Annotated in this window: 23 protein-coding genes and 1 pseudogene; 13 read left to right on the forward strand and 11 right to left on the reverse strand. The window is 64.0% G+C overall.

Annotated elements, in window-relative coordinates; genetic code table 11:
- Position 1: 1 nt before the first annotated feature.
- On the reverse strand, positions 2 to 718 hold the full coding sequence (rph, locus tag BV95_RS19095; protein ID WP_013848724.1) for a ribonuclease PH: 717 nt from the start codon (positions 716 to 718) through the stop codon (positions 2 to 4).
- A 218-nt stretch (positions 719 to 936) separates the two neighbouring features.
- Between rph and BV95_RS19100 the strand changes: the two genes are divergently transcribed.
- From BV95_RS19100 to BV95_RS19120, 5 genes are all read left to right on the forward strand, one after another.
- A complete protein-coding gene (locus BV95_RS19100; protein ID WP_037455876.1) occupies positions 937 to 1,452 on the forward strand; it encodes a DUF6438 domain-containing protein in 516 nt (171 codons plus the stop codon).
- A gap of 105 nt (positions 1,453 to 1,557) precedes the next feature.
- Positions 1,558 to 2,601, forward strand: a complete 1,044-nt coding sequence (hrcA, locus tag BV95_RS19105) for a heat-inducible transcriptional repressor HrcA (protein ID WP_037455878.1) — start codon at positions 1,558 to 1,560, stop codon at positions 2,599 to 2,601.
- Positions 2,598 to 3,152, forward strand: a complete 555-nt coding sequence (grpE, locus tag BV95_RS19110; protein ID WP_037455881.1) for a nucleotide exchange factor GrpE — start codon at positions 2,598 to 2,600, stop codon at positions 3,150 to 3,152. The genes hrcA and grpE overlap by 4 nt, the downstream gene beginning before the upstream one ends.
- A 215-nt stretch (positions 3,153 to 3,367) precedes the next feature.
- Positions 3,368 to 3,979 carry a PadR family transcriptional regulator gene (locus tag BV95_RS19115; RefSeq protein WP_037455884.1) on the forward strand — a complete coding sequence of 204 codons (612 nt, stop codon included), beginning with the start codon at positions 3,368 to 3,370 and terminating at the stop codon, positions 3,977 to 3,979.
- 1 nt (position 3,980) lies between these two features.
- On the forward strand, positions 3,981 to 4,259 hold the full coding sequence (locus tag BV95_RS19120; protein ID WP_037455887.1) for a DUF2218 domain-containing protein: 279 nt from the start codon (positions 3,981 to 3,983) through the stop codon (positions 4,257 to 4,259).
- A gap of 212 nt (positions 4,260 to 4,471) precedes the next feature.
- On the opposite strand, the gene ruvC is transcribed toward BV95_RS19120, so the two are convergent.
- The 3 genes from ruvC to BV95_RS19135 all read right to left on the reverse strand — a co-directional run bounded on the left by ruvC (position 4,472) and on the right by BV95_RS19135 (position 6,228).
- Positions 4,472 to 4,963 (reverse strand): crossover junction endodeoxyribonuclease RuvC, encoded by a 492-nt coding sequence (gene ruvC / locus BV95_RS19125; RefSeq protein WP_013848730.1) that lies wholly within the window; start codon positions 4,961 to 4,963, stop codon positions 4,472 to 4,474.
- A 127-nt stretch (positions 4,964 to 5,090) separates the two neighbouring features.
- Entirely contained in the window at positions 5,091 to 5,834 is a 744-nt protein-coding gene (locus BV95_RS19130) for a YebC/PmpR family DNA-binding transcriptional regulator (RefSeq protein ID WP_013848731.1), read from the reverse strand.
- Between the two features lie 67 nt (positions 5,835 to 5,901).
- Complete coding sequence (locus tag BV95_RS19135) at positions 5,902 to 6,228, reverse strand: heavy metal-binding domain-containing protein (protein ID WP_174544464.1); 327 nt, start codon at positions 6,226 to 6,228, stop codon at positions 5,902 to 5,904.
- 68 nt (positions 6,229 to 6,296) lie between these two features.
- Here BV95_RS19135 and BV95_RS19140 point away from each other — a divergent pair, with 68 nt between their 5' ends.
- Positions 6,297 to 6,938: a hypothetical protein gene (locus BV95_RS19140; protein ID WP_037455889.1), complete on the forward strand. Its 642-nt coding sequence runs from the start codon at positions 6,297 to 6,299 to the stop codon at positions 6,936 to 6,938.
- Positions 6,939 to 6,946: 8 nt separating this feature from the next.
- On the opposite strand, the gene BV95_RS19145 is transcribed toward BV95_RS19140, so the two are convergent.
- Together BV95_RS19145 and BV95_RS19150 are read right to left on the reverse strand one after the other, a co-directional pair.
- Complete coding sequence (locus BV95_RS19145; protein ID WP_037455892.1) at positions 6,947 to 7,189, reverse strand: DUF2312 domain-containing protein; 243 nt, start codon at positions 7,187 to 7,189, stop codon at positions 6,947 to 6,949.
- Between the two features lie 40 nt (positions 7,190 to 7,229).
- Positions 7,230 to 7,529 (reverse strand): DUF1244 domain-containing protein, encoded by a 300-nt coding sequence (locus tag BV95_RS19150; RefSeq protein ID WP_037455896.1) that lies wholly within the window; start codon positions 7,527 to 7,529, stop codon positions 7,230 to 7,232.
- Between the two features lie 108 nt (positions 7,530 to 7,637).
- Here BV95_RS19150 and pyk point away from each other — a divergent pair, with 108 nt between their 5' ends.
- On the forward strand, positions 7,638 to 9,095 hold the full coding sequence (gene pyk / locus BV95_RS19155; protein WP_081873457.1) for a pyruvate kinase: 1,458 nt from the start codon (positions 7,638 to 7,640) through the stop codon (positions 9,093 to 9,095).
- A gap of 208 nt (positions 9,096 to 9,303) precedes the next feature.
- Here the strand turns inward: pyk and BV95_RS19160 are convergent, their stop codons facing one another.
- Positions 9,304 to 9,945, reverse strand: a complete 642-nt coding sequence (locus tag BV95_RS19160) for an HAD family hydrolase (protein WP_037455899.1) — start codon at positions 9,943 to 9,945, stop codon at positions 9,304 to 9,306.
- A 2-nt stretch (positions 9,946 to 9,947) separates the two neighbouring features.
- Positions 9,948 to 10,073 carry a type B 50S ribosomal protein L36 gene (ykgO, locus tag BV95_RS19165; protein WP_004210176.1) on the reverse strand — a complete coding sequence of 42 codons (126 nt, stop codon included), beginning with the start codon at positions 10,071 to 10,073 and terminating at the stop codon, positions 9,948 to 9,950.
- A 200-nt stretch (positions 10,074 to 10,273) separates the two neighbouring features.
- Here ykgO and BV95_RS19170 point away from each other — a divergent pair, with 200 nt between their 5' ends.
- Positions 10,274 to 10,873, forward strand: a complete 600-nt coding sequence (locus BV95_RS19170; protein WP_037455901.1) for a DUF4136 domain-containing protein — start codon at positions 10,274 to 10,276, stop codon at positions 10,871 to 10,873.
- On the forward strand, positions 10,870 to 12,000 hold the full coding sequence (locus BV95_RS19175; RefSeq protein ID WP_037455903.1) for a M14 family metallopeptidase: 1,131 nt from the start codon (positions 10,870 to 10,872) through the stop codon (positions 11,998 to 12,000). Before BV95_RS19170 ends, BV95_RS19175 begins: the two co-directional genes overlap by 4 nt.
- Before the next feature lie 14 nt (positions 12,001 to 12,014).
- On the opposite strand, the gene BV95_RS19180 is transcribed toward BV95_RS19175, so the two are convergent.
- Both BV95_RS19180 and BV95_RS19185 read right to left on the reverse strand, forming a co-directional pair.
- A complete protein-coding gene (locus tag BV95_RS19180; protein ID WP_037455905.1) occupies positions 12,015 to 12,437 on the reverse strand; it encodes a DUF4112 domain-containing protein in 423 nt (140 codons plus the stop codon).
- Positions 12,438 to 12,457: 20 nt separating this feature from the next.
- Positions 12,458 to 13,942: an ABC transporter substrate-binding protein gene (locus BV95_RS19185; RefSeq protein WP_037455908.1), complete on the reverse strand. Its 1,485-nt coding sequence runs from the start codon at positions 13,940 to 13,942 to the stop codon at positions 12,458 to 12,460.
- 401 nt (positions 13,943 to 14,343) lie between these two features.
- Here BV95_RS19185 and BV95_RS19190 point away from each other — a divergent pair, with 401 nt between their 5' ends.
- From BV95_RS19190 to BV95_RS19205, 4 genes are all read left to right on the forward strand, one after another.
- Positions 14,344 to 15,282 carry a NosD domain-containing protein gene (locus tag BV95_RS19190; protein WP_037455923.1) on the forward strand — a complete coding sequence of 313 codons (939 nt, stop codon included), beginning with the start codon at positions 14,344 to 14,346 and terminating at the stop codon, positions 15,280 to 15,282.
- Positions 15,283 to 15,321: 39 nt separating this feature from the next.
- The gene (locus BV95_RS19195; protein ID WP_037455927.1) at positions 15,322 to 15,525 is read left to right on the forward strand and encodes a hypothetical protein; all 204 of its coding nucleotides are present in this window, start codon (positions 15,322 to 15,324) and stop codon (positions 15,523 to 15,525) included.
- 80 nt (positions 15,526 to 15,605) lie between these two features.
- A complete protein-coding gene (gene clpS, locus BV95_RS19200; protein ID WP_037455911.1) occupies positions 15,606 to 15,980 on the forward strand; it encodes an ATP-dependent Clp protease adapter ClpS in 375 nt (124 codons plus the stop codon).
- 74 nt (positions 15,981 to 16,054) lie between these two features.
- Positions 16,055 to 17,461, forward strand: coding sequence for a glycerol-3-phosphate dehydrogenase (locus BV95_RS19205; RefSeq protein ID WP_234703248.1), 1,407 nt, complete (start codon positions 16,055 to 16,057; stop codon positions 17,459 to 17,461).
- Here BV95_RS19205 and BV95_RS19210 read toward each other — a convergent pair.
- Positions 17,458 to 17,600: pseudogene (locus BV95_RS19210) on the reverse strand (IS5/IS1182 family transposase); the annotation flags it as partial. The gene BV95_RS19205 and the pseudogene BV95_RS19210 overlap by 4 nt on opposite strands.

Genomic DNA, 17,600 nt, shown 5'->3' on the forward strand with positions numbered 1-17,600 from the left:
CTTATCGTCCCGTCACCTTGTCCTGCGCCGCGAAAATCTGCGCGCAGCCGATGCGGGCGAGGCGCAGCAGCCGCAGCAGCTCTTCCTCATCATAGGTAGCGCCTTCCGCCGTCGCCTGCACCTCGGCGAATTTGCCGTCGCCGGTCAGGATCAGGTTGGCGTCCGCCTCCGCATTGCTGTCCTCGGCATAGTCCAGGTCCAGCACCGGCGTACCCTTGTAGATGCCGCAGCTAATCGCCGCGACCTTCTGCACGATCGGGTCTTCCTTCAGCGCGCCGGAAGCCAGCAGCTTGTCGACCGCGATGCGCAGCGCGACCCAGCTTCCCGAAATGGCGGCGGTGCGGGTGCCGCCATCGGCCTGGATCACGTCGCAGTCGACGACGATCTGCCGCTCGCCCAGCTTTTCCAGGTCGACCACGGCGCGCAGCGACCGGCCGATCAGGCGCTGGATTTCCTGGGTGCGGCCAGATTGCTTGCCCTTGGCGGCTTCGCGGCTGCCGCGAGTATGGGTGGCGCGGGGCAGCATGCCATATTCCGCCGTGACCCAGCCCGAACCCTTGCCGCGCAGGAAAGGAGGCACCTTTTCCTCGATCGAGGCGGTGCAGAGGACCCGTGTGTCGCCGAAGCTGATAAGGCAGCTACCCTCGGCATGGATGGTGAAGCCGGGTTCCATGGTGATCTCGCGCATCTGGTCGGGCGCGCGGCCGGAAGGACGCATAAAATTCTACTCCGAAGCGTTGTTCGGGTGCGGCATAGAGCATCGCGCAAAAAAGTGGGAACGGGTTTTTGCAAAAAGCGACGTGTTACCAGGATGAATTGCGTCGTTCAGAAAAGCGGGAAACGGATTTTGCGAAAAAGCGATGCGATGACCAAAATAAGCGCGCGGGCGGGCGCCTTGCCGGTGGCGGTCGAATCGAAAGATGGTAGAGAGAGGGCATGGGCATGAAAGCGATAGCAATATTGGCAGCCACCGCGCTGCTGGGCGCGTGCGCGATGGAGCAGACCGAACTGGAAAAGCCGACGGCCGCCGGCGATACGATCCGCTTTTCCGCCAGTCCCTGCTTCGGCGCCTGCCCCAGCTATACGTTGCGAGTCACGCCGGACGGTTCCGGACTGATCGAGCCGCAGCGCTTCACCGCCGTGCCCGGCCCGACGCGCTTCACCGTGACGCCACTGCAATATCGCCGCTTCCGCACGGCGCTGGCGCAGTTCCGCCCGGCGCAGGGCACGGTCAAGCGGATCGGACAGGATGAGAATTGCACCCGTTTCGCTACCGACATGCCCGGCTATGTGATCGAATGGACGCGGGGGGAGGGTTCGCCGACGCGGTTGGAGTTCCAATCGGGCTGCATGGACCCCGGCTATGGCAAGCTGCGCGCCACCATCGCCTCGATTCCGAAGATGCTCGATATCGCGGAGATGGTGAAGCCCGTGCCTGCCAACGGCAGATGACGGACGGGCTTGAACGCGGGGCGATGCTTGCATCATTCTTCGTTTGCCGCGATTTCCGAGCCATCAGATGTTCCATCTGACTGGAAATCGCTCTAGATAAACGCCATGGCGGTCACACCGATCACCGAATTGAACGAACGTGCCCGCGACGTTTTCCGGCTGGTGGTCGAGAGTTATCTCGGCACCGGCCTGCCTGTCGGCTCGCGCACGATCAGCAAGATGGCGTCGCTCAGCCTGTCGCCCGCGTCGATCCGCAATGTGATGCAGGATCTGGAGGAACTGGGCCTGCTCGCCGCGCCGCATACCTCGGCGGGTCGGATGCCGACCGAAACCGGCCTTCGGCTCTTCGTCGACGGCATGATGCAGGCGGCGGAACCCTCCGTCGAGGAACGGCGCGCCATCGAGGCGGGCATTTCCGAAGGGGGACGGATCGAGGAAGCGCTTTCGGCCGCGACCGCCGCCTTGTCGGGCCTTTCCGCCTGCGCCGGGATTGTCATGGTGCCCAAGCGGGAGCCGGTGCTGCGGCAATTCGGCTTCGTGCCGCTGAACGATCGACAGGCGCTGGCGGTGCTGGTGGGGCAGGACGGATCGATCGAAAATCGCGTGGTAGACCTGCCTCTGGGCGTGACGCCGATGATGCTCAACGAGGCCGCCAATTTCATGTCGGCGCGCTTCGGCGGCCTGACGCTGGCGCAGGCGGGGGAGGCCCTGCAACGCGAACTGGAGCAGGAACGCCATGCGCTGCAGGGCGCGGCGCGGGAATTGGTGGCGCGGGGCATCGCGGTCTGGTCGCAGGATGCCGATGAGCGTCCCGTGCTGATCGTGCGGGGCCAGGCGCATCTGCTGGACGACGGCACCGCCGCCGATCTGGAGCGGGTGCGGCAGTTGCTGGAGGAGCTTGAGGGCAAGCAGGAAATATCCCGGCTGCTGGCCAGCGCTTTGGCGGGCAGCGCGACCAAAATCTTCATCGGCTCCGAAAACAAGCTCTTTTCCCTGTCGGGTTCTTCGGTCATAGCCGCGCCTTACCGGAGCGGGGACGGCCGGGTGGTGGGCGTGGTCGGCGTAATCGGGCCGACGCGCTTGAACTATGCGCGGGTGATCCCCATGGTGGATTTCACTGCGCAGACCCTGTCGAGATTGATGAGATGAGCGAAGACAAACAGAATATCGAAAATACCGAAGTCGTTGACGAACTGCCCGAAGATGCGGCGCCCGCGGGCGACGCGGCGGCGGAGCGGATCGCCGCGTTGGAGAATGAGTTGGCGACCGCCAGGCAGGATGTCCTCTACGCCCATGCCGAAACGCAGAATGTGCGGCGGCGGCTGGAGAAGGAACTGGCCGACGCGCGCGCCTATGCCGCGACGGCCTTTGCCCGCGACATGCTGTCGGTAGCGGACAATCTGGGCCGCGCGCTCCAGGCCATCCCCGCCGACCTGCGGGAGGACGAGAAGTTCAAGGGACTGGTCGCCGGTCTCGAAGCCACTGGGCGCGAGCTGGAGGCCGTGTTCGGCCGCAACGGCATTGAAAAGCTGGTGTCGGTCGGGCAGTCGCTCGATCCCAACAAGCATCAGGCGATGATGGAAGTCCCCTCCGCCGAAGCGGAGCCGGGCACGGTGCTGGTGGAAATGCAGGCGGGTTACACGATCAAGGACCGGTTGTTGCGCCCGGCGCTGGTCAGCGTGGCGAAGAAGCCCGACTGATCATAGCTTATTTGCGAGACGAAAGCCCGCCGGACCAGCATCCGGCGGGCTTTTTCTTATGCTCTTTCCCGATGCCTTTCGTGCTCCTGCCTTCGCTGGAGCACGTAAATTCCCGGGCAAAGAGTAGCGATATAAAAAGATATATCGCAACTCTTGACGATGGTCGTTTCTAAGATATATCTAAACCCATCAAGAAACAGTTGAGAGACTCGCAAATGCATTTCCATCATCACGCCCGCCGGCAATGCGGTTTCGGCCGCGACCGCATGTTCGGTCCAGAGGGATTTGATCGCAGCGGCTTCGGCGGCCGCTTCGGGGATGGTCCCCGTGGCGGACCGTTCGGCGGAGGAAGGGGCGGCGGCGGACGGCGCAGGCAGTTCGGCAATGACGCGCTCAAGCTCATCCTGCTCAAGCTGATCGCGGACAGCCCGCGCCACGGCTACGACCTGATCCGTGAGATTCAGGCGCTGTCGGGAGAGGTTTATTCGCCCAGCCCCGGCGTCGTCTATCCGACGCTGACCCTGCTGGCCGACATGGACCTGATCGCCGAACAGCCTGGCGAGGGCAGCCGCAAGCTGTTCGCCATCACGGAGGCGGGCCAAGCCTATCTGGCCGACCATGAAGCGGGCGTACGGGAGGTCATGGATCGCCTGGGTTCGCTGGCGAAGAAGGCTGAACGCACCGACGGCGCGCCGATCCGCCGGGCGATGCACAATCTGGGCATGGCGGTGCGGGCGCGGCTCGAAAGGGAAGGGGCCGATGCCCAGACCATGTTCGATGTCGCCGCCTTGATCGATGAGGCTGCCGGCAAGATCGAAAGGCTCTGACATGTCCCTGACCGCGCATGTGCCGACCGGCCACGCCAGCCGCTATCTTCAGCAACTATGCAAGCATTGGGGGCATAAGTTCGAAACCGAATATGACGCGCGGCAGGGCATGATCGCCTTTCCCATGGGCCTGATCCGGATGGAGGCGGGGGCGGAGGCCCTCACCGTCACCATCGAACCGGGGGAGGATGCCGATGTCGAGCGCTTCAAACAGGTGGTGGCCGACCATCTCGACCGCTTCGCCTTTCGCGAAGCGCCGCTGTATTTCGATTGGCGGTAATTGGGTGGAGGGCAGACCTATCCAATTCCTCCCCATCGGGATGGGGAGGGGGACCGCGCGAAGCGTGGTGGAGGGGAATGGGGCACGACCTGCGTATTTTCCCTCCACCACCGCCTTCGGCGGCGGTCCCCCTCCCCACGCTGCGCGTAGGGAGGATTGATGTCCGCTATTAAAACCGGCCAATTAGGCACCCAAACCCTATCCGCGCCCGATCATTTCCTCGGAATTCGCCGCGCACTGGCCAAATGATGCGCGTGCGTGATCGCCACCGCCAGAGCGTCCGAAGCATCCGGCCCTGCGACCTTTACGCCGGGGAGGAGGCGGGACACCATGGCGTGCACCTGCTCCTTCGATGCATTGCCGACGCCGACGACTGATTTCTTGACCAGCCGGGCGGCATATTCGCCCACCTCCATGCCGGACCGCGAAGCCGCCAGCAGAATGACGCCCCGCGCCTGGCCCAGCTTCAGCGTCGATTGCGGATTGACGTTGAGGAACACCTCCTCGACGGCGGCGCTGTTGGGCTGATGTTCCAGGATCAGGTCCGTCAGCGCCAGGTCCAGCACCAGCAGCCGGGACGCCAGCGCCATGTCGGAATCGGTCTTGATCTGCCCATTGGCGATATGGGTCAGCCGATTGCCGTCAGCCGCGATCAACCCCCATCCGGTAGTGCCCAGCCCAGGGTCCAGTCCCAGGATGATCATGGAAAACCCTCTCCCATCGGGAGAGGGAGAGAGGCGCGAAGCGCCGGAAGGGTGAGGGTAACGGGCGCGGATAATGCGCTGCCCTCACCCTGGTCCCTCCCTCTCCCGGCGGGAGAGGGGTTTGGGATCAACCCAGCTTCTCCATGACCTCGTCGGACACTTCGTAATTGCCCCAGACGGTCTGGACGTCGTCATCGTCCTCCAGCGTGTCGACCAGCTTCATCAGCGTGGCGGCGTTGCTTTCATCGACTTCGACGGTGGTCTGCGGCTTCCAGGCGAGCTTCGCGCCTTCCGCCGGACCCAGCTTGCTCTCCAGAGCCTTGGCGACTTCATGGAGCGCGTCCATGGCGGTCCAGATCTCATGTTCGTCCTCGTTCGAGGACACGTCTTCCGCGCCCGCTTCCAGAGCCGCTTCGAAAACCGCGTCGGCGTCGCCCGCGCTCGCCGGATAGGTAATGAGGCCCATGCGGTCGAAGCCATGGCTGACCGCGCCCGACGCGCCCAGATTGCCGCCATTCTTGGAAAAGGCGGTGCGGACGTTGGTCGCGGTGCGGTTGCGGTTGTCGGTCAGCGCCTCCACGATGATCGCGACCCCGCCGGGGCCGTAGCCCTCATAGCGGATTTCCTCGTAATTCTCCGTATCGCCGCCAATCGCCTTGTCGATGGCGCGCTGGATATTGTCCTTGGGCATGGACTGCGCCTTAGCGGCGTTGATCGCCAGACGGAGGCGCGGGTTCATGTCCGGGTCGGGCATGCCCATCTTGGCCGCGACGGTGATTTCGCGGCTAAGCTTGGAGAACATCGAGGAGCGCTTCTTGTCCTGCGCGCCCTTGCGATGCATGATGTTCTTGAATTTGCTATGGCCGGCCACGGCCTGCTCCTAATTATCTGGTTATCCGAAGCGCGCTCTCTAGCGAGCAGACCGGCCAAGCGCAACGTCAGACGAGGATGGCGGTGCCCGACGCCGATACCATCAGCATCGATCCGTTGGACCCCAGCACCTCATAATCGAGGTCGACGCCCACCACCGCATTGGCGCCTAGCGTCGCGGCGCGCATCCGCATTTCCCCGATCGCCTCCTCGCGGGCACGCTGGAGCACATCCTCATAAGCGCCCGAGCGCCCGCCGACGATGTCCCTGATACCCGCGAACAGATCGCGCACGATATTGGCGCCTACGATTACCTCGCCGGTGACGATGCCGAGATATTCCTTCGCGGGACGGCCCTCCAGGGAAGGGGTGGTGCTGACGATAATCTCGGTCATGGACGCTCTCGATTTCCAACGATTTGCAATTAGTCTACGTGCATGAAGCGATGGATGAAAGTGATACGATGGACGACAGCCAGCCGGCTAAAGAGCTGAGCTTCATAGCTACCTTGGCGACGGATATCGAGCGAGCGTTGCATCAGGCCGAAGTCTCAAATGCCGGGTCTGATCGCCGTAATGCTTTGCGCACTATCATTTCCGCCATGGAGGGAGCTGCATGGATTTATCGCATGCATGTCCTGTCCGTGGCTCGGGGTATCGATATGTCCACGCCCAGGCTGGAGTTCGCTTTCTCTGAAACTGTGCTGTTCGTCAGTGAGCAGGGAGAAATTAAGGAGCAGCGGCGTTTCGTTTCTACCACTGCAATGATCAGGTTGGCTACAAAAACGGCACAAGAGATGTGTCCGCACCTTAAAATCGATTTTATGAATCCGGGTTGGCAGAAGCTCAAGGATTCGATCAGGCTGCGCAATCGGATCACTCATCCCAAGAATTTAGAGGATCTGGTGGTTTCCCGGCGCAATCTCGATGATGCAAAAATGGGTTTCGACTGGTTTCTGACCACCGTCGCAGACGTGATGGAGGTTACGCTTAAGGAGTTTTCAGCCTATGCCGCTGATGCAAAGGATATAATTGAGAAATTGAGCGCGGGTGATCCCGACACGATCGCCCTTTATGAACGAGCGCGCCGGGAGTCCGATGATTGATTGCGCGCTTATTCCATCCCCAGCGCAGACAGATAAGTCTGCAGAATGGCTTCCATTTCTTGACGATCATGGGGCGCCATCTTCCGTAAACGAACGATCTGCCGCATAATCTTCCCATCATATCCGTTAGCCTTGGCTTCAAGATAGACGTCCTTGATATCGTCGCCGATGCCCTTCTTTTCTTCTTCCAGGCGCTCGATGCGCTCGATGAAGAGGCGTAGCTGTTCGGCGGCGACGTTGTCCTCGCTCATTCTGTATCTCCAGTCAGTGTGAATCGGTCAGCGGACGCTCCTAATGATTGTCGGCGTTCTTCGCCACACTCTCCTGCATGCGGGCGATTTGTTCCGGCGTCGCTTCGCCCTGATGGCGAGATTTCCATTCGGCGAAGGGCATGCCGTGGATGATCTCCCGCGCCTCGTCCTTGCCCATTGTGCCGTCGGCCTCCGCGATCCAGTCGGCCAGGCAGTTGCGGCAGAAGCCCGCCATTCCCATCAGGTCGATATTCTGCACGTCGGTGCGGTGCTGCAAATGCGCCACCAGCCGCCGGAAGGCGGTTGCGGCGACCGCGTCGCTGAGTATGTTGTCGCTCACGGCGAAACCTTTCGCTGGTCTACATCATCCTGTCGTGCAGCACGGATAATCGAAAAAACCGCGCCCTGGCAAACAGCGGCGACCATGACGGTCAGGAGTTTGGGAAGAATGACGAAATTACCGCCCCGCACGCGCAAGGTCCGCATCCTCGCGACCCTTGGGCCCGCAAGCGACAGTCCGGATATGATCCGCGCGCTGTTCGTTGCCGGGGCTGACGCCTTCCGCATCAATATGAGCCATGGCGCGCATGAGGATCATGCCGCGCGAATCGCGGCGATCCGGGCGCTGGAGAAGGAATTCGGGCGGCCGACGACGATCCTGGGCGACCTTCAGGGGCCGAAGCTGCGCGTGGGCACGTTCGAACGGGGGCTGGCGGTGCTGGAGACGGGTGCGGCCTTCGTGCTCGACAATGATCCCGCGCCGGGCGACGCCAGCCGCGTGAACCTGCCGCATCCGGAAATCTATGCGGCGCTGGTGCCTGAAACCCGGCTGCTGCTGGACGATGGCAAGTTGGTGCTGCGGGTCAAGAAAGTGGCCGACGACCGCATCGACACAGTGGTGGAGGTCGGCGGCGCCCTTTCGAACCGCAAAGGCGTGAATGTGCCCGATGTGGTCGTGCCGGTGCCCGCGCTGACCGAAAAGGACCGGCGCGACCTGAGCTTCGCGGTGGAGCAGGGCTGCGATTGGATCGCGCTCAGCTTCGTGCAGCGGCCAGAAGATCTGGCCGAGGCGCGAAAGCTGATGGGCGGCTATGGCGCGCTGATGGCGAAGATCGAGAAGCCCGCCGCCGTCCAGCGGTTGGAGGAGATCATTGAACTGGCCGACGGCGTGATGGTGGCGCGCGGCGATCTGGGCGTGGAACTGCCGCCGCAGGCCGTGCCGCCGCTCCAGAAGCAGATCGTGGCGACGGCGCGGCGCATGGGGCGTCCGGTCGTGGTGGCGACGCAGATGCTCGAATCGATGATCAAGGCGCCGACGCCTACCCGTGCCGAAGTGTCCGACGTGGCGACCGCAGTCTATGACGGGGCGGACGCGATCATGCTGTCGGCCGAGACGGCGGCGGGCGACTGGCCGGTCGAGGCGGTGACGATGATGGACAGCATCGCCCATAGCGTGGAGCGCGATCCGGGCTATTTCGGGCGGCTACACTATACGGAGACGAAGCCCGATCCAACCACCGCCGACGCTTTGGCTGAGGGAGCGGGCAGTATCGTGTCCGTGGTCGGGGCCAGCGCAATCACCTGCTTCACCTCTTCGGGCAGCACGGTGCGGCGCGTGGCGCGGGAGCGGCCGATGACGCCAATCCTGGCCCTGACGCCGCGGGCGGACACGGCGCGCAAGCTGGGGCTGACCTGGGGCGTCCATGCGGTGCGGACCAAGGATATCGGCACCTTCGAGGAGATGGTCGGCAAGGCGCGGCGCATGGCGTTGCGGCACGACATGGTGGATAAGGGCGGCAAGATCGTCGTGCTGGCCGGCGTGCCGTTCGGAACGCCGGGGTCGACCAATGTGCTGCATGTCGCCGCGATTCGAGGCGATGAGTTGAGGGGGCGTGACGAGGGCTGATTGATTGGAGGATGAGGTGGTTGTCCTTACGAATGATGGATGAGGCTCCACCTTTTACCGACGTCATGCTGAACTTGTTTCAGCATCCATTGCGCCTCTTGGCTCGGGGGCTCGGTATAATCGCATAGCTGGCAGCGATGATGATTGCGGCTCAGACCTCGGCCTACCAGGCCCGATGGATGCTGAAACAAGTTCAGCATGACGGGTCTTATTCTGCGGTCGCTACGCTGAACGGGGCGTCGATCAGGCCCAACCCGGCCAGTTCCCGGCGCAGCGTGGCCGCATCGCGGAACAGATGGCCGCGCATGCCCTCTGCCTCAGCCGCCAGGATATTGTCCTCCCGGTCGTCCACGAACAGCGCCTGTTCCGCCCGCAGCCCGAATCGGGCAAGCGCCAGCCGGTAGATCGCCGGATCGGGTTTCGCCAACCGTTCCGCCCCGGACACCACGATGTCGCGAAAGGGCGCGAACAGCGCCGCCTCCCGCGCATGGAAGGGCGCCCAGAATTCATCGCTGAAATTGGTGATGGCGAAGAGCGGGATGCCGCGACCATCCAATGCCCCAACGATCTCCGGCATGCCCTCTATCGCCGGGCCGACGCTGTCGATGAACTTCTCGCCCCAGAGGCGAATCAGGTCGGCATGTTCGGGATGGCGTGCGATCAATTCGGCGCTGGTTTCCGCGAAGGGGCGGCCCTGATCATGCTGGAAATGCCAGTCCGGCGTCACGACATCGCGGAGAAACGCGTCGAGCGCCCGATCATCGTCGATCAGGCGCTCGTACAGAACCCGTGGGTTCCAGTGGTAGAGGACATTGCCGACGTCGAATATGACGGCGGCTATCCCCGCCATTATCAGCCCTGGCGGGCCTTGAAGCGGCGGTTGGTCTTGTTGATGACGTAGGTGCGGCCGCGGCGGCGGATCACGCGGTTATCCCGGTGACGGCCCTTGAGCGACTTGAGCGAATTGCGGATCTTCATGGAACCAGCCTTTGAATGAATCTTGCGTGATCGAAAAATCGAAGCGCTGCCCCTATGGGCGAGGCAGCCGAAAGTCAAGGGGAACCGGCCCCGTATCGGCTCCGTTCATCCCCCGTGCAGCAAAGTCGTGGCTTCAACGCTTTTAGGGGATTAGCGCGGCCGCGTCGTGTAGAGAGGCAGCATCCCTTGGAGTCCAGTCCATGTTGAAAAATATCGCCTTTCCTTCCCTGCTCGCCCTTTCCCTCACCGCTTGCGCGACCGCCGTTCCACCGGTGGAGGTGACGCGGTTCCATATCGACAATCCGGCGCGCAGCGGGACCGTCGCGATTGAGGAAATGGCCGGGAATCCCGATGTCGGGCTGGAATTCCGGACCTATGCCGCTGCGGTGGATCAGGAATTGCAACGGGTGGGCTTCACCCGCGCAGCGGAGGGAACGAAAAGCGAATATGTCGCGCTGGTCGGCTTTCGCCGGACCTTTCGGGAGCCGAACAGCTATGGCGCTAACGGCAAGCCGGTGAGCGTCGGCGTGGGCGGGGCCGTGGGCAGCGGCGGCTATTCCGGCCTTGGCGTGGGCATCGGCATCAACCTGTCCGGCAAGCCCAAGGGGCAGGTCGTCACCGAACTGCAGGTGCAGTTGCGGCGCCGCGCCGATTCGACCACGGTCTGGGAAGGCCGGGCGCAGACCGAAGCGCGGGAGGGCACGCCTGCATCGCAGCCCGGTCTGGCGGCGCAGAAGCTCGCGGCGGCGCTGATCGGGGGCTATCCGGGGGAATCGGGCCGGACTATAAGCGTCAAATGAGCATCTCCGTCACCAGCGCTTTCGACAGCGGCAATATTCGTCTTATTTCCCTTGACGATAGCCCGGCCGGCGTCCGCGCCGAGCTGGAGATCGTCAAGGACCGGCAGAGCGATTTCTACCAATGGTTTCATTTCCGCGTGGCGGGCGTGGCCGGGCGGGAGGTCGAACTGGCCATCACCAATTGCGGGGCGTCGGCCTATCCCGATGGCTGGCCGGGCTATAAGGCGCGTTATAGCGAGGATCGAGAAAATTGGCTGCTGGCGGACACCAGCTATGCCGACGGGACGTTGACGATCCGCTTGGCGCCGGACGCCAATGCGGTCTGGCTCGCTTATTTCGCGCCCTATTCGATGGAGCGGCACCATGATCTGGTCGCCTGGGCGGCGTCCCAGCCAGGGGTGGAGCATCGCGAACTGGGGCTGACGCTGGACAAGCAGCCGCTCGACCTGCTGGTGCTGGGCGAGGGGCCGAAGAAGGTCTGGCTCTATGCCCGCCAGCATCCGGGCGAGAGCATGGCCGAATGGTGGATGGAAGGCGCGCTGGAGCGGCTCTGCGACGAGGAGGACGCCGTGGCGCGCCTGCTGCGGAAGAAGGCAACCTTCTACATCGTGCCGAACATGAACCCGGACGGCAGCCGTCGCGGGCATTTGCGGACCAATGCGGCGGGGATCAACCTCAACCGCGAATGGCATGAGCCGTCGATGGAGAAAAGTCCGGAGGTCTTTCTCGTGCGCGGGGCGATGGACGATGTCGGCGTCGACTTCGCCATGGACGTGCATGGCGATGAAGCGATTGCGGCCGTGTTCCTGGCGGGGTTTGAAGGCATTCCCTCGATCAACGAACGGCAGTTGGAACTATATCGGCGCTATCGCGACACGCTGGCAGCGCGCACGCCCGATTTCCAGACGAAGAAGGGCTATCCCACCGCGCCGGAGGGCAAGGCGAACCTGTCCATGTCCACCAACCAGTTGGCCGAGCGTTTCGGCGCGGTGGCGATGACGCTGGAAATGCCGTTCAAGGATAATGACGACCTGCCCGACACCGATTTCGGCTGGTCCCCGGCGCGCTCCATCCAACTCGCCAAGGATTGCCTGGGCGTGCTGGCGGAGATGGTCGGCGAGATCTGATCTGGCAGGATCGCCTATCCCTCGACAATCACTGTCGAGGGATGGTGCCTGTCCAGATGCTTGCGGATGATCCGCAGATTCTTCGTATTGGACTTGTAGAAAAAGTCGAAAATATCCCCGGCAAAGGGAATGGCGCCGATCAGCGTGTCGAAACCGACATTGGCCGCCATGCGGGTAAGCTGCCATTTCGACATGCCCAGATTGCGCGCTTCCCATACCATCCACGCGCCCATCGCCGCCGTGGCGAAATCGCCCACCACCGGGATCAGGCCGACCAGGCTGTCCAGTCCGACCCGCCGGTTGGTGCCGGGCAGGACGAACAGCCCCTCCAGCAACGCCTCCATCGTTTCGATCCGCTTGCGCACCGAGGCGGGATCGCGTCCGAATCCCGGCATGTCGCGCACGATCCGGTCGAACTGGTCCTGCGAAATGGCCATTACTCTGTCCTCCACCAACCTTAATTGGTGCTGCTGAACAGATGGTTCAATGGGTGCCGCGCGCGTGGTGACGGCATGAAGCCGGTCAGCCGCCGCGCCACCAGCGACCAGCGCACCGGCGCGCCCAGGGCGATATAGCCGTTATGCGCCTGCATCAGCGCCTCCGCCTGCGCCACCCGCGCCATGCGTTCGTCCAGACTGCCGGCAAGGCTGGCCGCCTGCAACTGCGCCTCGGCCTGCGGCGAACAATGGACTTTCCGGGCGCAGCCGATCCGCCCCAGATACCAGAGCGCGCTGTCATAGGCCGCGACCTCGTCGACCAGCCGCAGGTCGGCGTCCGCCGCCATATCGACCCGTTCCACCGTCAGGCCGATCATCCGCAGATCATGCCGCACCAGCCCGAACAACAGCGTCGCGCCCGGTCCCCTGGGCAGCGCCACGCGCAGCACCGGCGGATCGCCATGCTCGCTGCGCCAGCGCTTCATGATCGCCTGTCCCTGCGCCCGGCGATCGTCCAGCGACAGCCCGGTCCAGTCCGGCGCGGCGGGAGGCCCCGGCAGGTCGATCTGCCCCGGCACGATCTGCTCGGTCGTGGCCCAGCCGCCGACGGGGAACATCGTCGGAAGCTGGCTGCGGTCGATCGCCATGTTGATCGCCCGCCTGACACCGTCGTCATCCAGCAGCGTGCCGGTGCCCGTCACCGCCAGCCCCAGCAGCCCCTGCACCGGATCGATCCGCACCGCGTCCCGATCAACCCCGGCGGGCAGCAGCAGCGGCAGGTCGGCAAAACGCCCGCCCAGCACCAGCGCGGATTTTCCCTGCTGGAATCGGGTGATGGCCAAAGCCGCCCGCTCCGCCCGGACGATCCGGGTCTGCCAGTCGGGCACCGGCAATTCATCACCGGACTCGTTCGTCGCCCGCTCGACCGGCGTGAGCACCAGCGCCTTGCCGCGAAGGGCGCGCCGATAGGGGCCGGTCCCGCCATCCCGCGACAGGATCGCCATCTGCGGCTGGGCCAGCATCTGCAGCACATAGGGCCGCGGCGCGGCGAGGCGGATCTCGATCACCTCACCGGTCATTGCCACCACATCCCGCACCGCATCGAGAGGCCCGGCCGGGTCCAGCCGCCGCAACGCCTCTATCCGCGCCATCAACAGCCGCCCGACATCCTTTGCCGTGACCCTTGTCCCATCGGGCCAGAAGGCGCGGCGCAGGCGGAAAATATAGCTGCGCCCGTCATCCTCGACGATCCAGCGCTGCGCGAGGGCGGGCAGAATTTCGCCGCCCGCGTCGAAAGCCACCAACCCCTGGGCGGTGGATTCCAGGAACAGCTTCGCCCCCGGATCTGGCAGCTTCTCCAGCGGCTTGGCGAAATCGGCGGGGGTACCGACGACGCTGACCGCCACGGTCCCGCTGCCCTCGTTCGAACAGCCGGTCAGCATCGCAGCCATCAGGGCGGCGGCGCCGATGCAGGCAGGGGAAAAGCGGGGGGAGGCGGAAATCATGTCCGGACAAGGCTTAACCTGCAACCGCCCCTGCGCCAACCGTCATGGCGCGGCTTTTGCGGAAGGGCGAAGATATCGCGCAATCCGGCGGATTTGGGTGGAAAGCGGACCTATCCCATTCCTCCCCATCGAGAGATGGGGAGGGGGACCGCGCGAAGCGTGGTGGAGGGGAATGAGGCGCGACCTCCGAAATTTCCCCTCCACCACCGCTTTCAGCGGCGGTCCCCCTCCCCACGCTTCGCGTAGGGAGGATTAAGCGTCCGCTCATGACCACTCCCCGACATTCCGTATTTGTCCACGCAGCTTAAGATTTCTCCAATATCTGTCCCATCACGGAACAATATTTTGTTAACCATGACTCGGCATTGGCCGATGCGGCGCTCTTGCCTATACCTTTCGATATGCGCCTCTTTTCCACTATTTTGCTTTTGTCCGCCGCCGTAACGGCAACCGCGCTGGCGCAGGGCGTGACGTCGCCCTTCACCGTGGCCGAAAGCGGGCGAAGCTATGCGACGCTGGGCGATGCGATCAAGGCCATCGGCAATGGCCGGGGCACGGTGCTGGTGGCGCCCGGCAGCTATGCCCAATGCGCGGTGCAGCAGGGCGGCGACCTCACCATCCGCGCGCAGAAGCCCGGCACCGCGATCCTCGACGGGGTGGCCTGCGAGCAGAAGGCGGCTCTGGTGCTGCGCGGCCGGTCCAGCACGGTCGACGGCCTGATCTTCCAGAATCTGCGCGTACCCGACGGCAACGGCGCGGGCATCAGGCTGGAAAGCGGCAATCTGACCGTCAGCAACAGCCTGTTCCGCAACAGCGAGGAAGGCATTCTGACCGGCGACGCACCCGGCAACAGCATCAGCATCGACAAGTCGACCTTTCGCCATCTGGGCCGCTGCGACCGCGACCTCGCCTGCGCGCACGGCATCTATGTGGGCCGCTATGGCAGCCTTACCGTCACTCGCTCCCGCTTCGATCAGGGCGATGGCGGCCATTATCTCAAGACCCGCACGCCCCGCGTCACCATCACCGACAACAGCTTCGACGACAGCGCGGGCCGCCTGACCAACTATATGATCGACCTGTCCAATGGGGCGAGCGGCACGATCAGCGGCAATGAAATGGTGCAGGGCCGGGACAAGGACAATTACAGCGCCTTCATCACCGTCGCGCCGGAGGGGCGGGAGCAGGATAGCACGAACCTCTCTATCGCGAACAACAGCGCCTCCTTCGTGCCGGGGTTGCAGCGCAACAGCAGCTTCGTGGCCAACTTCACCGGCGATGCGGTGAAGATCGGCCCGAACCGGCTGGCTGGTGGGATCAAGATCACCGACCGGCGCTGACCGCTTGCGCGGCGGCGCGGTCCGTCCGATATGCCGGTCATGCGCACCACCTACAATTCGGCTACCGTCCGTCTTTACCATCTGAGCGATGCCGATGGCGGCGGGGCCGCGACCACCCTGTTCTACGGTCCCTTGGGCGAGGCGATGCTGATCGCCGAGCAGCAGCCGCAGGATGTGCAGGACGGCCTGTTCCTCGCCACCGACAATGACGTGGTGGCCTATCTGGATCTGCTGGAGAGCTAGGCCGTAAACGCATAAACCATGGTTTACGCCCCGCTCCACCCCTTGCCATATAAGGGAGAATCGCCATATCCTCCCGCATCATGAACAGCATTTCGACATGGGCATATCCCGCGATGATGGCGGGCGGGGATCAGGACGACCAGGGCGATGGGTCGGGCGGACCCAATGTCGGCATCGCCACGCGCACCCGTGCCCGGACGAAAAAGCCCTCCCTCTACAAGGTGCTGTTGCTGAACGACGATTACACGCCGATGGAATTCGTCGTGCACGTCCTCCAGCAATTCTTCCGCATGGATATGGAGGAGGCGACCCGCGTGATGCTGCACGTCCACCAGCGCGGCGTCGGCGTCTGCGGCATATTCAGCTATGAGGTGGCCGAGACCAAGGTGAACCAGGTGATGGACTTCGCCCGGCAGAACCAGCATCCGCTCCAGTGCACGCTGGAAAAGGCCTGACACATTCGCCGCGTGTGGAGGGGATTGGGCGTCCGCCTGTTCCACCCGCCGCCCAACCACGCTAACATCCCCCGGTGACGAGGGAGACGGAACCAGCCGCCTATGACCTCGCCGTGATCGGCGGCGGCGTCAACGGCTGCGGCGTTGCCCGCGACGCCGCCGGGCGCGGGGCGAGGGTGCTGCTGCTGGAGCGCGGCGACCTGGCGCAGGGCACGTCCTCCGCCTCCACCAAGCTCATTCATGGCGGGCTGCGCTATCTGGAGCATCGCGAATTCGGCTTGGTCCGCGAATCGCTGGCCGAACGCGAGCGGCTCTGGGCCATCGCGCCGCACATCATCCATCCGCTGCGCTTCGTGCTGCCCTGGGTGCCGGGCCTGCGCCCGCGCTGGCTGCTGCGGCTTGGCCTCTTCGTCTACGATCATATCGGCGGCCGCCGCGCTTTGCCGCCGACGGAGGGCGTCGACCTGCGCCGCCATCCCGCCGGGCAAGCGCTGAAATCCGGTTTCGCCAAGGCCTATATCTATTCCGACGGCTGGGTGGACGACGCCCGCCTCGTCATATTGAACGCCCGTGACGCCGCCGACCGGGGCGCCGACATCCGCACCCGAACCGAAGTCACGCATCTGGAACGCGAAGATGGCGGCTGGACGATCCATGCGCAGGGGCGCGACGGGTCGGCGGCGCGTTTCAGGGCAAGCGCCGTGGTCAACGCGGCGGGGCCGCTGGTCCTCGACCTGCTCCATCGCGCCCATGGCGACACGGCGCGCCACATGCGGCTGGTGCGCGGATCGCATATCGTCGTGCCGCGCCTGTTCGATCATGGCTTCGCCTATTTCTTCCAACTGCCCGATGGCCGCATCTTCTTCGCATTGCCCTATGAGCGCGACTTCACCCTGATCGGCACGACCGACCGCGATCATGCCGGACCGGTAGAGGATGTGCGGCCGGATGCGGACGAAATCGCCTATCTCTGCGAAGGAGCCAATCGCTATTTCCGCAAGGCGATCACGCCGCAGGACGTGCTGTGGTCCTATGCCGGGGTGCGTCCCCTGATCGACGACGGCTCCGCAAAGCCGGAGGCGGCGACCCGCGGCTACCGGTTGGAACTCGATGCACCGCAGGGGGAAACGCCGCTGCTCAGCCTTTTCGGCGGAAAGATCACCACCTACCGCCATCTCGCCGCCGAAGCAGTGGCGATGCTGCAACCCTTTCTCCCCAGCCTGTCGGGCGGCGACTGGACCGCGCAGGCCCCGCTGCCGGGCGGCGATTTCCCGATGCAGGGGCGCGACCAACTCATTGCCGATCTCAGCCGCGACTATCCCTTTCTCGACCATGCATCGTTGCAGCGCATCGCCTGCGCCTATGGCACCCGCGCCTGGAACTGGCTCGGCTCGGCGCGGGACATGGATGGGCTTGGGGCGCATTTCGGCCACGGCCTGACCGAAGCGGAACTGCGCTATCTAAGGCGTGTGGACATTTAGCGCATAGCGATCTTCAGGGCCGCAAGGTTGATCATGGCGCGGTAGCTCTGATCAGTTTTCTCGTATCGGGTAGCGATGCGCCGGAATGTTTTGAGGCTACAGAAGAAGTTCTCGACGAGGTGCCTCCAGCGATAGGCAT

Source organism: Sphingobium chlorophenolicum, assembly GCF_000722875.1.
Taxonomy (GTDB): domain Bacteria; phylum Pseudomonadota; class Alphaproteobacteria; order Sphingomonadales; family Sphingomonadaceae; genus Sphingobium; species Sphingobium chlorophenolicum.

Excerpts from the sequence above, each read along its gene's own strand:
- BV95_RS19195 (WP_037455927.1), top strand. The coding sequence starts at position 15,322 with ATGCGCACCACCTACAATTCGGCTACCGTCCGTCTTTACCATCTGAGC.
- hrcA (WP_037455878.1), top strand. The coding sequence starts at position 1,558 with ATGGCGGTCACACCGATCACCGAATTGAACGAACGTGCCCGCGACGTT.
- BV95_RS19145 (WP_037455892.1), bottom strand. The coding sequence starts at position 7,189 with ATGAGCGAGGACAACGTCGCCGCCGAACAGCTACGCCTCTTCATCGAG.
- ruvC (WP_013848730.1), bottom strand. The coding sequence starts at position 4,963 with ATGATCATCCTGGGACTGGACCCTGGGCTGGGCACTACCGGATGGGGG.
- BV95_RS19100 (WP_037455876.1), top strand. The coding sequence starts at position 937 with ATGGGCATGAAAGCGATAGCAATATTGGCAGCCACCGCGCTGCTGGGC.
- ykgO (WP_004210176.1), bottom strand. The coding sequence starts at position 10,073 with ATGAAGATCCGCAATTCGCTCAAGTCGCTCAAGGGCCGTCACCGGGAT.
- BV95_RS19140 (WP_037455889.1), top strand. The coding sequence starts at position 6,297 with ATGGACGACAGCCAGCCGGCTAAAGAGCTGAGCTTCATAGCTACCTTG.
- rph (WP_013848724.1), bottom strand. The coding sequence starts at position 718 with ATGCGTCCTTCCGGCCGCGCGCCCGACCAGATGCGCGAGATCACCATG.
- BV95_RS19175 (WP_037455903.1), top strand. The coding sequence starts at position 10,870 with ATGAGCATCTCCGTCACCAGCGCTTTCGACAGCGGCAATATTCGTCTT.
- BV95_RS19170 (WP_037455901.1), top strand. The coding sequence starts at position 10,274 with ATGTTGAAAAATATCGCCTTTCCTTCCCTGCTCGCCCTTTCCCTCACC.
- BV95_RS19135 (WP_174544464.1), bottom strand. The coding sequence starts at position 6,228 with ATGACCGAGATTATCGTCAGCACCACCCCTTCCCTGGAGGGCCGTCCC.
- grpE (WP_037455881.1), top strand. The coding sequence starts at position 2,598 with ATGAGCGAAGACAAACAGAATATCGAAAATACCGAAGTCGTTGACGAA.
- BV95_RS19160 (WP_037455899.1), bottom strand. The coding sequence starts at position 9,945 with ATGGCGGGGATAGCCGCCGTCATATTCGACGTCGGCAATGTCCTCTAC.
- BV95_RS19185 (WP_037455908.1), bottom strand. The coding sequence starts at position 13,942 with ATGATTTCCGCCTCCCCCCGCTTTTCCCCTGCCTGCATCGGCGCCGCC.
- BV95_RS19120 (WP_037455887.1), top strand. The coding sequence starts at position 3,981 with ATGTCCCTGACCGCGCATGTGCCGACCGGCCACGCCAGCCGCTATCTT.
- BV95_RS19115 (WP_037455884.1), top strand. The coding sequence starts at position 3,368 with ATGCATTTCCATCATCACGCCCGCCGGCAATGCGGTTTCGGCCGCGAC.
- clpS (WP_037455911.1), top strand. The coding sequence starts at position 15,606 with ATGAACAGCATTTCGACATGGGCATATCCCGCGATGATGGCGGGCGGG.
- BV95_RS19190 (WP_037455923.1), top strand. The coding sequence starts at position 14,344 with ATGCGCCTCTTTTCCACTATTTTGCTTTTGTCCGCCGCCGTAACGGCA.
- pyk (WP_081873457.1), top strand. The coding sequence starts at position 7,638 with ATGACGAAATTACCGCCCCGCACGCGCAAGGTCCGCATCCTCGCGACC.
- BV95_RS19180 (WP_037455905.1), bottom strand. The coding sequence starts at position 12,437 with ATGGCCATTTCGCAGGACCAGTTCGACCGGATCGTGCGCGACATGCCG.